Annotated in this window: 9 protein-coding genes; all 9 read left to right on the forward strand. The window is 66.8% G+C overall.

The features are described from left to right. Positions 1 to 306 precede the first annotated feature (306 nt). The 9 genes from ROV95_RS14375 (at position 307) to ROV95_RS14415 (ending at position 12,815) form a co-directional block, all read left to right on the forward strand. Positions 307 to 2,556, forward strand: a complete 2,250-nt coding sequence (locus ROV95_RS14375) for a methyl-accepting chemotaxis protein (RefSeq protein ID WP_312544981.1) — start codon at positions 307 to 309, stop codon at positions 2,554 to 2,556. 158 nt (positions 2,557 to 2,714) lie between these two features. After that, on the forward strand, positions 2,715 to 3,488 hold the full coding sequence (locus tag ROV95_RS14380; protein WP_312544982.1) for a flagellar brake protein: 774 nt from the start codon (positions 2,715 to 2,717) through the stop codon (positions 3,486 to 3,488). Between the two features lie 195 nt (positions 3,489 to 3,683). Further along, the gene (locus ROV95_RS14385) at positions 3,684 to 4,175 is read left to right on the forward strand and encodes a chemotaxis protein CheW (RefSeq protein ID WP_312544983.1); all 492 of its coding nucleotides are present in this window, start codon (positions 3,684 to 3,686) and stop codon (positions 4,173 to 4,175) included. Between the two features lie 136 nt (positions 4,176 to 4,311). Then, on the forward strand, positions 4,312 to 4,695 hold the full coding sequence (locus ROV95_RS14390) for a hypothetical protein (protein ID WP_021202161.1): 384 nt from the start codon (positions 4,312 to 4,314) through the stop codon (positions 4,693 to 4,695). 101 nt (positions 4,696 to 4,796) lie between these two features. Then, positions 4,797 to 7,175, forward strand: a complete 2,379-nt coding sequence (locus tag ROV95_RS14395) for a methyl-accepting chemotaxis protein (protein WP_171953139.1) — start codon at positions 4,797 to 4,799, stop codon at positions 7,173 to 7,175. Positions 7,176 to 7,974: 799 nt separating this feature from the next. Continuing rightward, on the forward strand, positions 7,975 to 10,245 hold the full coding sequence (locus ROV95_RS14400; RefSeq protein ID WP_312544986.1) for a methyl-accepting chemotaxis protein: 2,271 nt from the start codon (positions 7,975 to 7,977) through the stop codon (positions 10,243 to 10,245). A 37-nt stretch (positions 10,246 to 10,282) separates the two neighbouring features. Continuing rightward, positions 10,283 to 11,152 carry a CheR family methyltransferase gene (locus tag ROV95_RS14405; RefSeq protein WP_312544987.1) on the forward strand — a complete coding sequence of 290 codons (870 nt, stop codon included), beginning with the start codon at positions 10,283 to 10,285 and terminating at the stop codon, positions 11,150 to 11,152. Beyond that, positions 11,149 to 11,745, forward strand: coding sequence for a chemoreceptor glutamine deamidase CheD (gene cheD / locus ROV95_RS14410; RefSeq protein ID WP_014037083.1), 597 nt, complete (start codon positions 11,149 to 11,151; stop codon positions 11,743 to 11,745). Before ROV95_RS14405 ends, cheD begins: the two co-directional genes overlap by 4 nt. Continuing rightward, positions 11,742 to 12,815 carry a chemotaxis response regulator protein-glutamate methylesterase gene (locus ROV95_RS14415; RefSeq protein WP_251103197.1) on the forward strand — a complete coding sequence of 358 codons (1,074 nt, stop codon included), beginning with the start codon at positions 11,742 to 11,744 and terminating at the stop codon, positions 12,813 to 12,815. The genes cheD and ROV95_RS14415 overlap by 4 nt, the downstream gene beginning before the upstream one ends. Positions 12,816 to 12,943 lie beyond the last annotated feature (128 nt).

Genomic DNA, 12,943 nt, shown 5'->3' on the forward strand with positions numbered 1-12,943 from the left:
ATTCCCTTCCGCAGGAACGGAATCTGACTGCGGGACGGTACCCCGAAACCAAATCGTGAACTCCGTCGGCACGCTAGTTGCTGTCGCAACCACTTCATCCAATCGAAAACCGCGTCGCTGCAACGCTTCCGTGCTGCCCTCCCTACGCATCCGAATGTGATCTGCGTCCATAAAGTCCATCGAGACTGCGCCGCTATTTCGCATTGACGGCCGTCACCGAACCCCACCGGGAACCACCGTTCGCTCTGCAACCACCCCCAAACCGGCGCACAGACGCCGGCACTCTGCCCACCTGGAGCACCCTGCATGAAGTGGTTCCAAGATCTGCCCATCGCCCGCAAGCTGGCTGTGGGGTTCACCCTCACCACGTTGATGACCCTGATCCTCGGCGCGTTCGCCCTGCTGCGACTGAGCGAAGCCAACGCGCAGCTACGCGACATGGCTGGCAACGATATCCCCTCGGTCCAGCACCTGGGCGAGGCGCGCTCGCAGCTCGGGGAGTTCCGCACCTACGAACTGGCCCAGCTGAGCATGCTCGACCAGCCGGAAAAGGTGGCCGACTACAACAAGCGCATGGACGACACCGCCAAGGCCGTACATGACGAACTGGCGGCGTACGCGGCGCTGCCGGCGCTGGACAAGGAGCGTGAACTGTATCGCGCAGCCAGCGCGCAACTGGATCGCTACTTCGCCGCCAACAAGGCGATGCGCGACGCCGTGACCGCCGGTGACGGCGTCCTGGCGCGGCAGATCTCCGACGAGCAGTCACGCCCGGCGCGCCGCGACCTGTTCGCTGCGATGAAGGCACTGGGCGCCCATATCGCCGGGCAGATGGACGGCAAGATCGCCGACGCCAACGCCACCCATCGCAACAGCATGATCGCCATCATCGGCTGCATCATCCTGCTGTCGCTGGTGGCCGCCGCGCTGGCCATCGTCATCTCGCGCGCGGTCACCGGCCCGCTGGGCAAGGCCGTGCATGCCATCCAGGCGGTCGCCCGCGGCGATCTCAGCGTCAGCACCCAGGCCACCAGCAGGGACGAAGCCGGCAGGATGCTTACGGCCACGGCCGAAATGACCGCAATGCTGCGCCGTTTCAGCGAGCAGACGCAGCTGATGGCACAGATGCATGCCGGCCCGGACATCAGCCACCGTATTCCGGAAGACTTCCCGGGCGTCTACGGCCAGCTGGCCAGCGGCATCAACACGGTGATCTTCGAACACCTCGATGCGATCGTCGATGCCATTGAAGTGCTCAACCAGTACGCCATCGGCAACCTTGCTCCGGACGCCCGCCGCCTGCCAGGCAGCCGCGCGATCCTGCACGAATCGATGGACGCCGCCAAGGCCAGCCTGCTGGCCATCAACACGCAGATCCAGCACCTGGCCTCGGCCGCCGCTGCGGGCGACTTCAGCCAGCGCGGTGACGCGCAGCGCTTCGATCACGATTTCCGCGTGATGATCGAGCAGCTCAACAGCATGATGCAGGTGGCCGACGGCAACCTCGGCCAGCTCTCGCAGCTGCTGCAGTCGATCGCCGCCGGCGACCTGACCGCACGCATGGACGGCCAGTTCAACGGCGTGTTCGCGCGCATGCGCGACGACGCCAACACCACCGTCGCACAGCTGACCCAGATCGTCAGCCAGATCCAGGCCAGTGCCTCCAGCATCACCCTCGCCGCTGGCGAGATCGCGTCCGGCAACAGCGACCTGTCGCGCCGTACCGAGCAGCAGGCCGCCAACCTGGAAGAGACTGCCGCCTCGATGGAGGAACTGACCTCCACCGTGCGCCAGAACGCCGAACACGCCCGCCAGGCCAACCAGCTCGCCATCGGCGCCCATGGCGTCGCCTCGCAGGGCGGTGAGGTGGTCGGCCAGGTGGTTACCACCATGTCGGCCATCGAAGCCTCGTCGAAGAAAATCGCCGAGATCATCAGCGTCATCGACGGCATCGCGTTCCAGACCAACATCCTGGCACTGAACGCCGCGGTGGAAGCCGCCCGTGCCGGCGAACAGGGCCGTGGCTTCGCCGTGGTTGCCAGCGAAGTGCGTACCCTCGCCCAGCGCTCGGCCGCCGCCGCCAAGGAAATCAAGGGCCTGATCGACGACTCGGTAGGCAAGGTCGCCGAAGGCTCCAGCCTGGTGCACCAAGCCGGCAGCACGATGGGCGAGATCGTCGCCTCGGTGCAGCGCGTGACCGACATCATGGCCGAGATCTCCGCCGCATCGCAGGAGCAGAGCGCCGGCATCGAGCAGGTCAACCAGACCGTGGTTCAGATGGACGAAACCACCCAGCAGAACGCTGCGCTGGTGGAGGAAGCCACCGCCGCCGCGCGTGCGATGGAAGACCAGGCCGTGCAGCTGGGCGAAGCCGTGGCCCGCTTCCGGCTGGCATCGCAGGGCACGACGGCCATTCCGGCGCGTCCGCTGGCGGCGCCGGTACCGCGCCAGGTCGCAGCTGCCGCACCGGCCGTGAAGGCGGCCCCGGCACGTACGATGCGCACCGGGACAGCCCAGTCGGCGCTGGCTGCAGACGGCGACTGGCAGGAGTTCTGATGTCGCCAGGGTCGGACCCTTCTCCCTCGGGAGAGGGGTCTGGCCCCTTACGCATGGAAAGTGATGCAAATCCCACTTCATAATCCGGTGCAGAGGCCGATATCCCCATCGAGCCTCGCGCCAACGCGTGCTGGCGCCCGCCCCTGACCGTAGATTCCATGTCCGACGGCAACGACACTGCAGTGCATGATGTCCACGCGGCTGATGCCGCCGACGAACGTTTCCTGGTCCGCAACCCGCGCCAGTTGCGCCAGCTGCTGCGCTCGCTGATCGACCAGCGATCACTGATCAATGCCCATATCGACGGCCGCGACCGGTCGTTCCCGACCGCACTGCTCGAACTCGAAGAGGATGAAGACTACCTGCTGCTCGATGGCAGCCTGCAGGAGGCTTCCAATCGCGCCGCCGAACAGGCCGACCATCTGCTGTGCTTCGCCCAGCTCGAGCGTGTCCTCGTGCGGTTCCGCCTGCACGCGCTGGAGCGCGTGGACAACGATGGGCACGTTGCCTTCCGCGCCCCCTTTCCGGACGAACTGGTGCATCTGCAACGCCGTGAGATGTACCGGCTGGAAACCCCCGTCACCGATTCGCCCCAACTGCTGATCCCCGCCGGCGAGAGCCGCGCCGACGCCCTGTCGATGCGGGTGGTGGACATCAGTGGCGGCGGCCTGGCGGTCGCCGTGCCAACCGATTGCGCAGTGTTCAGCCTGCAGAAGCGCTACCCGGCGCTGCTGTCGTTGCCCGACGGCCCGGACCTGGAGATCGGGCTGGTTGTCTGCAACCTGTTGCCGCAGCGCCAACCCAACGGGATCGAGATCAAGCGGGTAGGCATGCGCTTTGACACCCTGCCGCGCGGCGCCGACAGCGCCATCCAGCGCTACATCTTCCGCATCGACCGCCAGCGCAAGGCACGCCGCAACGGCGAGCTGTAGGGCGCGTTCAATGGGTTAGTGGCGGCCGCTGGCCGGCAACCCGCATATTGCCGTTGCCGGCCAGCGGCCGGCACTACCGATCCTCGGCAGACCCACGCCATGCGCGGATGCCTCCGAGCCGGCACCTAAAGTCCCCCCCGGCGGGGCCGATATCGAGCCTGACACCGGGACTTCCGGCAGAACCAGGACCCCTCGATGAACGACAAGACCAACTCCGCCGCCAGCGCCGGTGGCGAATTCCTCAGCTTCACCCTTGGTGACGAGCACTACGGCGTGGACATCCTCAAGGTGCAGGAAATCCGCGGCTACGACGCCGTCACCCGGGTGCCGGATGCACCGGACTACATCAAGGGCGTGATCAACCTGCGCGGCACCATCGTGCCGGTCATCGACCTGCGCCTGAAGCTGCGCCTGGACAATGCCCGCTACGACGCCTTCACCGTGATGATCGTGCTGAACGTCGAAGACCGCGTGGTCGGCATCGTGGTCGACAGCGTTTCGGACGTCATCCCGCTGTCGGCCGAGCAGATCCGTCCGACCCCGGAATTCGGCCCTGCCGTCGACACCCGCTTCATCTCCGGCATCGGCACCCACGACGACCGCATGCTGATCCTGCTGGACATCGAGACCCTGCTCGACAGCGCCGACATGGGGCAGAACGCCCTTGCCGAAGACGCTGCTGCCTGACCGAGCGGACCTGCTTCACGTTCCGGTCACAAAACCCTTCAGTTCTCCCCGGCAGTGCCGATAGGGGGACAGAAGCCGGTCGCGCAGGAGCGCGCGGAACCGGAACGACCATCACCATCCCCGGAGATATACCTCGATGAAGTCCCTGCTTGCGTTCGTTTCGGCCGCTGTCCTGGCCACCACCGCTTCCTCCGCGTTCGCCCAGTCGGCCGACATGATCCCGCCGGAACTGGCACCGCGCTCGGTCGGCAAGGACGGCATGGTCTGCGGCAAGGTCGAAAAGGCCCGCTACGCAGAAGGTTCCGAAGGCCAGCCGACCTTCCTTTACATGGGCGGCGCCTTCCCGCGCCACACCTTCTCGGCCCGCATCGCCGGCGAGAACCGCAGCAAGTTCTCCTTCCCGCTGGAAACCCTGGAAGGCAAGACCGTCTGCGTGATCGGCAAGATCCAGCGTGACGCCTCGCGCGCGGAAATCGAAGTCAGCTCGCCCGCTGGCCTGAAGCTGGCCAACATCAAGTAATCCGCTGTCCGTCGGACCACGCCGGTGCTGGTGCCGGCGTGGTTTCTGCTGCAACCGGGCCCGATGCCCGGGCGCGTCTGCCTTAGGAGCTCGCAACGCCCATGCCGTGGATCAACAACCTGAAACTGATGCCGAAGCTGCTGCTGACTTTCGGCGTCCTCCTGCTGGTGATGCTGTTGCAGGGCATCGTCGCCTATCGCGGCCTGCATTCGCTGAACAACGTCACCACCGAGCTGGCCGGTTCACGCATGGAGAGCATCCGCCTCGCCGGCGAGATGCGCGGCATGCTGGGCGAATACCGCAATGCCGCCTACCAGCAACTGATCCGGGCCAGCGACGATGTCAAGTCCGATGCGCGCAAGCAGGGCGTCGAGCTGCGCGCGAGCATGGACAAGTCGATCAAGGAGTACCCGAAGCTGGTCGACAACGCGCAGCAGAAGAAGCTGTTCGACACCTTCGCCAAGGAGTGGAAGGACGCCCTGGCCTCCTATGACAGTGTCACCGAGATGCTGGAACTGGACCTGCCGGACGATGCCATCGATACCTTCGTCGGCGAAACCCGCACCAAGCACCGCAAGGCCGCCTCGGCACTGGAAGCGCTGATCGCCGAAGACAACCGCCTGGCCCGCGCCTCGCGCGAACAGGCCGCGTCCACCTATTCCGCCTCGGCCGTGCTGACCGTGATCGCCCTGCTGGGTGGCGCCGCGCTCGGCCTGGTGCTGGTCTGGCTGTTCGCCCGCGCACTGGTCGGCAGCGTGCGCGGCGCCGTCTCGGTCGCCAACGACGTCGCCGGTGGCAAGCTCGATGGCCATATCGACGTCAGCCGCCAGGACGAGGTAGGCGAACTGATGCAGGCCATGCAGCGCATGCAGCGCGACCTGCGCGAACGCATCGAGACCGACCAGGCGGTCGCCCGCGAGAACCTGCGCATCCGCACCGCGCTGGATTACAGCTCCACCGGCGTGTACCTGACTGATACCAGCAACACCATCGTTTACACCAATCGCGCCCTGCAGCAGACCCTGAGCCAGTACCAGGACGACGTCCGCCGCGACCTGCCTGACTTCGATGCCCAGGCCTCGCTGATCGGCAAGCCGGTCACCGTGCTTGAGCACCGTGGCGAAATGGACCAGACCCTGCTGGGCAACCTGAAGGCGCACGGTGTCGCCCGCCGCCCGATGCAGTATGGCGACGCCCAGTTTGCCCAGGTCGTCTCGACCATCCGCAATGAGGACGGTGACACTGTCGGCTACGTGGTGGAATGGCGCGACCGTACCCAGGAAGCGCAGGTTGAAGCGGAAGTGGCCCGCGTGATCGCCCAGGCCGCCGCCGGCGACCTGTCTGGCCGCATTGACGCCACCGACAAGGAAGGCTTCTTCCTGCAGCTGGCCCAGCAGATCAACGGCCTGCTGGACGCCAACGCCGGCAGCATCGAACAGATCTCCGGCCTGCTCGCCGCACTGTCGCAGGGTGACCTGACCGTGCGCATGCATGGCGACTACCAGGGTGTGTTCGCCCGTATGCGCGACGATGCCAACGCCACGGCCGCGCAGCTGAGCGAGATCGTCACCCGCATCAAGCAGTCCAGCCGCGCGATCAGCTCGGCCGCCGGCGAGATCGCCTCGGGCAACAGCGATCTGTCGCGCCGTACCGAACAGCAGGCCGCCAACCTGGAGGAAACCGCAGCCTCGATGGAGGAACTGACCTCCACCGTGCGCCAGAACGCCGAACACGCCCGCCAGGCCAACCAGCTCGCCATCGGCGCCCATGGCGTCGCCTCGCAGGGCGGGGAGGTGGTCGGCCAGGTGGTTACCACCATGTCGGCCATCGAAGCCTCGTCGAAGAAAATCGCCGAGATCATCAGCGTCATCGACGGCATCGCGTTCCAGACCAACATCCTGGCACTGAACGCCGCGGTGGAAGCCGCCCGTGCCGGCGAACAGGGCCGTGGCTTCGCCGTGGTTGCCAGCGAAGTGCGTACCCTCGCCCAGCGTTCGGCCGCTGCCGCCAAGGAGATCAAGGGCCTGATCGATGATTCGGTCGGCAAGGTCAACGACGGCTCGGCGCTGGTGCACAAGGCTGGCGCCACCATGGGCGAGATCGTCGCCTCGGTGCAGCGCGTGACCGACATCATGGCCGAGATCTCCGCCGCATCGCAGGAACAGAGCGCCGGCATCGAGCAGGTCAACCAGACCGTGGTGCAGATGGACGAAACCACGCAGCAGAATGCTGCTCTGGTGGAGGAAGCCACCGCCGCCGCCCGTGCCATGGAAGAACAGGCCGGCCACCTCAGCGAGGCCGTGTCGATCTTCGTGGTCGACGAAACCGATACCGTGGTTGCCCCCGCGCGCGCCGCCGCCCCGGCCCCGCGTGCTGCCGCACCGGCGGCACCGGCTCCGGCCGCCCCGCCCGCCCGCCGCAGCGCGGGTGGTCGCCCGATGGCCACCGAACTGGCCGACGGAGACTGGCAGGAGTTCTGATGCCTGCCTGACCTGACGGACGAAGACGCCCCGGCCCTGCGCTGGGGCGTTTTCGTTTACGGGGTATCTGGATATCCAGCCAACGGCGAAGCCCCTCGGGGTGGTCGGTCGAAGCGCTGGGTTACTGAGGGTTGGCCGAGAGGGTGGGCTGCGCAGGGGACGCCGTGAATACGTCCTTGTAGGCTCGGTCACCGCTTGCTCGTGTGCGCTGTCCTGCGCACACGGCAAGACCGGGGTTGGGCGTTCTGCCCAACCCGCCCGAGGCATGCCTCGGGCCCATGCGGCTCACGCCCCTGCGCAGCCCACCCTCCCGGCCACGGAAAATTTCCGTGCGCGTCCACCCCGGATTGAAAAAAGAAGAGCAAGAGCAACAGCCGCACCGCATCCGGGGTCAGATCCGTTTTCCGCAGGAAAACGGATCTGACCCCTCTTTCCACCTGGGAACTCAACGCTCTTGCCGTCCGACACCGAAATGCCGGGAGGGCTGGGTCGGGGTGGGCTGGCGACCGTTGGCGCCATGGATGGCGCCATCGAGCCCCCAAGGACGGGTTTACGGCGTGTCCCGCCAGCCCCCCCCGACCCAGCCACCCACTGAAAACTCAGAGCCGACCAACTGCCGTTGCCGTTGCTTCAAAAGCCTGCCGCAGGCAGCGCCGCAGCCGCCGCTGCAAGGAAACCTGAATACGTTCCGACACCGCACCTCAATCCCCCGCCCCAGCGGCCGATAACGGGGTTGTCACCGCTTGTCCCGCCGTGACCGGCTCGGCGCCGCCCGCCCGTTTCGACCTGGTCCTGCTCGATGAATCTCCTGCATCGCTGGCAACACTACTTCAGCAATCTCTCCGTCCGGCGCAAGCTCAACCTGCTGACGCTGCTCATCGCGCTCGGCGTGATCGCGCTCTCGGTGATCGCCGCCCGCATGCAGTACCTGGACCTCACCGAGACCCGCAAGACCGCGCTGAAGACCCAGGTCGAACTCAGCTACGGCATCCTTCAGCACTACCACCGTCTGGCCGGCACCGGCGAACTCAGCGAGGACGCCGCGAAGAGCGCCGCGTTGCAGGCCCTGGAAGTGATGCGCGCCGAGAACGATACGTACTACTTCAACATCTACGACACCGGCTACCGCCTGCTGATGCACCCGTTCCGCAAGGACCTGGTCGGCAAGGACATGAAGGACTTCCGCACCGACGACGGCGTGCGCATCTATTACGACCAGGTCGAAGCGGCCAAGGCCGGCGGTGGCTTCGTCAACTATCGATGGGCCAAGCCGGGCAGCAAGGGCGAGGTCGAGAAGGTCGCCTACGCCGGCCTGTTCGCGCCGTGGAACTGGGTGGTCAGCAGCGGCGTCTACATGGACGACGTGCAGCGGCAGGCGCTGGTGTTCACCGCCATCATGGCGATCTCCGGTGGTGTACTGGTGCTGATCGTGCTGGCCCTGAGCTGGGTCATCGGCAACCGTATCGCGCGCCCGCTGAAGCAGGCTACCGCCGTCGCCGAAGGCATCGCCAACGGCAAGCTGGACAGCCATATCGGCCCACAGCCGCACGACGAGCCCGGCCGCCTGCTGGAGGCGATGTCCGGCATGCAGCTGCAGCTGCACGCAGTAATCAACGGCCAGCGCGAAATGGCCCGCCGCCACGATGGCGGCGAACTGAGCTACCGCATCGACGCCAGTGCGTTCCCCGGTGAGTATGGGCTGATGGTGCAGGAGACCAACGCCCTGGTCGGCAGCCACGTGCAGACCCTGCACGATGTGCTGGATGTGGTGCAGCAGTACGCGGTCGGCGACCTCAGCCGCGACATCGCGCGCTACCCAGGCGAGAAGGCCGCAATGACCACCACCGTCGACACGGTCAAGGCCAACCTCGGCCGCATCAATGCCGAGATCAAGCAGCTGGCCAGTGCCGCCGCCGCGGGCGACTTCAGCCGCCGTGGCGACGCGCAGCGCTTCGATCACGATTTCCGCCTCATGCTTGAAAACCTCAACGCGATGATGGCGGTCAGCGATGACAACCTCGGCAAGCTCTCGCAGCTGCTGTCGGCCATCGCCGAAGGTGACCTGACCGCGCGCATGCACGGCGACTACCAGGGCGTGTTCGCACGGATGCGCGACGATGCCAACACCACCGTCGCACAGCTGACCCAGATCGTCGGCCAGATCCAGGCCAGCGCTTCGAGCATCACGCTCGCCGCCGGCGAGATCGCCTCCGGCAACAGTGATCTGTCACGCCGCACCGAGCAGCAGGCCGCCAACCTGGAAGAAACCGCAGCCTCGATGGAGGAACTGACCTCCACCGTGCGCCAGAATGCCGAACACGCCCGCCAGGCCAACCAGCTCGCCATCGGCGCGCAGTCTGTTGCCTCCCAGGGCGGCAGCGTGGTCGGCCAGGTGGTCAGTACCATGTCCGCCATCGAGGCCTCGTCGAAAAAGATCGCCGAGATCATCTCGGTGATCGACGGCATCGCGTTCCAGACCAACATCCTGGCGCTGAACGCTGCCGTGGAAGCCGCGCGTGCCGGTGAACAGGGTCGCGGCTTCGCCGTGGTCGCCAGCGAAGTGCGTACCCTCGCCCAGCGTTCGGCCGCTGCGGCCAAGGAGATCAAGGGCCTGATCGACGATTCGGTCGGCAAGGTCACCGAAGGCTCCAGCCTGGTGCACCAGGCCGGCAGCACGATGGGCGAGATCGTCGCCTCGGTGCAGCGCGTGACCGACATCATGGCCGAGATCTCTGCCGCTTCGCAGGAGCAGAGCGCCGGCATCGAGCAGGTCAACCAGACCGTGGTGCAGATGGACGAAACCACTCAGCAGAACGCTGCGCTGGTGGAGGAAGCCACCGCCGCCGCGCGTGCGATGGAAGACCAGGCCGCGCAGCTGGCCGATGCCGTGGCGATCTTCCGCCTCGACAACCAGGTCTCCGCCGCAGTGAAGGCTGTCGCCGAACGCGTGGAATCGGCGTGCATCACCACCGTGGCACGTCCGCAGCCGACCGGAACGCCCGCGCCGGTACGTCGCAGCAGCAACGCCCGCACCTTCGCCGCCAGCGACAGCGACTGGCAGGAATTCTGAGACCCACCCGCAGCGGCTTCGGCCGCCGCCCCCGCCGATGGACACGTCCCCCGTGCAAAGTCCTACTCCCATCGTTACCGGCCCACGCGAATTCGAGTTCGCCGACCGTGATTTCCGCCGCGTCTGCGACCTGATCTACCAGCGCGTGGGCATTGCGCTTGCGCCGGCAAAGCGCGACATGGTCTATGGCCGCCTGTCGCGCCGCCTGCGCACGCTGGGCATGCGCAGCTTCCAGCAGTACCTGGACCATCTGGAACAGGAAGACGGTGGCGAGTGGCAGGCGTTCACCAACGCCCTGACCACCAACCTGACCTCGTTCTTCCGCGAACCGCATCACTTCGACAAGCTGCGCGAGGAGCTGCAGCAGCGCTCCAGCCGCACGCCGCTGCTGTTGTGGTCGTGCGCAGCGTCCACCGGCGAAGAACCCTATTCAATGGCGATTACCGCCTGTGAGGCCTTCGGTACGCTGAAGCCGCCGGTGCGCATCATCGCCACCGACGTCGACACCCAGGTGCTGGCCACCGCCGGCCGAGGTGTCTACAACATCGACCGTGTGACCAACCTCGACCCGGACCTGCGCCGGCGCTACTTCCAGCGCGGCAGCGGCCCCAACGAGGGCCAGTGCCGCGTGCTGCCGGCACTGCGCGAGCTGATCGAGTTCCGCCCACTGAACCTGCTTGCCCCGCGCTACGACGTCGGCGGCCCGTTCGATGCGTTGTTCTGCCGCAACGTGATGATCTACTTCGACAAGCCGACCCAGCGCGCGATCCTCGGCCGGCTGGTACAGCACCTGGCCGATGACGGCCTGCTTTACACCGGACACTCGGAGAACTACCTGCACGCCGCCGACCTGATCCAGCCCTGTGGCCGCACCCTGTACCGCCGCGCGGCAAAGGCCGGTGCATGAACGCCTCGCTGCGTACCGACGATGTGATGCGCTACCAGGATGCGCGCTTCCAGACCATTGCCGCCAAGCTGCTGCCGACCCAGTACCTGGTGGTGGACGACACCACCGCGCTGACCACCACGCTGGGTTCCTGCGTGGCGGCCTGCCTGCGGGACCCGGTACTGAAGATCGGTGGCATGAACCATTTCCTGCTCCCCGAGGGCAATGCCGGCGACGGCGCGCCCGCGCGTTACGGCAGCTACGCGATGGAACTGCTGATCAACGACATGCTCAAGCGCGGCGCCCACCGCAAGCGCATCGAGGCCAAGGTGTTCGGCGGCGCCAACGTGCTCAAGGGATTCACCAGCAATCCGGTCGGTACCCGTAACGCCGAGTTCGTGCGCCAGTACCTGCAGGCCGAGCATATCCCGATCATCGCCGAGGACCTGTGCGGCATCCATCCGCGCAAGATCTGGTTCTTCGCCGATACCGGCCGCGTGGTGGTGCAGCGCCTGCCGCATGCCCACGAAGCCGAAGTGGCTGCCACCGAATCGGCCGTGCGTGCACGTCTGTCCAAGGCCCCGGTCACCGGCGGCGTGGAGTTGTTCGAATGACCCTGACCGGCAACGCCCCCTGCCGGGTCCTGATCGTCGACGACTCTGCCGTCGTGCGGCAGATGCTCACGGAAATCCTGTCCAGCGACCCGGCCATCGACGTGGTCGGCACCGCCGCAGATCCGCTGCTGGCGCGTGAGAAGATCAAGCGCCTGGCCCCGGACGTGATCACGCTTGACGTGGAAATGCCGCGCATGGACGGCCTGGCGTTCCTGGAAAACCTGATGCGGCTGCACCCGCTGCCGGTGGTGATGATTTCTTCGCTGACCGAACGCGGCGCCGACACCACGCTGCAGGCGCTGGCACTGGGCGCGGTGGACTTCGTATCCAAGCCCAAGCTGGACGTCGCACGCGGCCTGCAGGGCTACGCCGACGAAATCATCGCCAAGGTGAAGATGGCGGCGCGCTCGCGGGTGCGACCGCTGGTGCGCGCGGCCGCCCCGAAGCTCACGCTGGACGCAGCGCCGGCAACGCGTGCTGCCTCGCCGCAGTTCCGCACCACCGATCGCCTGATCGCGATCGGCTCGTCGGCCGGTGGCACCGAAGCGCTGCGCGTGGTGCTGGAAGGCATGCCTGCCGACGCGCCCGCCGTGGTGATGACCCAGCACCTGCCGGCCAGCTTCAGCAGCGCCTTCGCCGAGAGACTGGACCGCCATTCGGCGATGGCCGTGCGCGAGGCCAGCGACGGCGAAGCGGTGCTGCCCGGCCATGCCTACCTGCCACCCGGCGGCAAGCACCTGCGCATCATCCGCGACGGTGCACGCTGGCGCTGCCGCATCGACGATGGCCCGGCGGTGAACCGGCACAAGCCGGCGGTGGACGTGCTGTTCCGCTCGGTCGCGCAGAGCGCGGGTGGCAATGCCATCGGGGCCATCCTCACCGGCATGGGTGACGACGGCGCACGCGGCCTGCTGGAAATGCGCCAGGCCGGCGCGCCGACACTGGTGCAGGACGAGGCCACCAGCGTGGTCTGGGGCATGCCCGGTGCAGCGTTCAAACTCGGCGCCGCTGAGGAACAGGTTCCACTGGAACGGATTGCCGAGCGGCTGCTGGCGCTCGCTCGCGGCTGATAGCGCGCCGCGGCTCAAGGACTCCGCGGTCAGTAGATCCACGCCATGCGTGGATGCCTTTGTAGAGTCGAGCCGCGCTCGACTCATCGCGCATCGCGCGAACAGCTGCCAAGCATGGACGGCGCTAC

Origin of the sequence: Stenotrophomonas maltophilia group sp. msm1 (assembly GCF_032025805.1) — a bacterium.
Classification (GTDB): domain Bacteria; phylum Pseudomonadota; class Gammaproteobacteria; order Xanthomonadales; family Xanthomonadaceae; genus Stenotrophomonas; species Stenotrophomonas hibiscicola.

Bases quoted from the DNA above. Each gene is read 5' to 3' on its own strand.
- ROV95_RS14375 (WP_312544981.1), top strand. From the start codon at position 307: ATGAAGTGGTTCCAAGATCTGCCCATCGCCCGCAAGCTGGCTGTGGGG.
- ROV95_RS14380 (WP_312544982.1), top strand. From the start codon at position 2,715: ATGTCCGACGGCAACGACACTGCAGTGCATGATGTCCACGCGGCTGAT.
- ROV95_RS14385 (WP_312544983.1), top strand. From the start codon at position 3,684: ATGAACGACAAGACCAACTCCGCCGCCAGCGCCGGTGGCGAATTCCTC.
- ROV95_RS14390 (WP_021202161.1), top strand. From the start codon at position 4,312: ATGAAGTCCCTGCTTGCGTTCGTTTCGGCCGCTGTCCTGGCCACCACC.
- ROV95_RS14395 (WP_171953139.1), top strand. From the start codon at position 4,797: ATGCCGTGGATCAACAACCTGAAACTGATGCCGAAGCTGCTGCTGACT.
- ROV95_RS14400 (WP_312544986.1), top strand. From the start codon at position 7,975: ATGAATCTCCTGCATCGCTGGCAACACTACTTCAGCAATCTCTCCGTC.
- ROV95_RS14405 (WP_312544987.1), top strand. From the start codon at position 10,283: ATGGACACGTCCCCCGTGCAAAGTCCTACTCCCATCGTTACCGGCCCA.
- cheD (WP_014037083.1), top strand. From the start codon at position 11,149: ATGAACGCCTCGCTGCGTACCGACGATGTGATGCGCTACCAGGATGCG.
- ROV95_RS14415 (WP_251103197.1), top strand. From the start codon at position 11,742: ATGACCCTGACCGGCAACGCCCCCTGCCGGGTCCTGATCGTCGACGAC.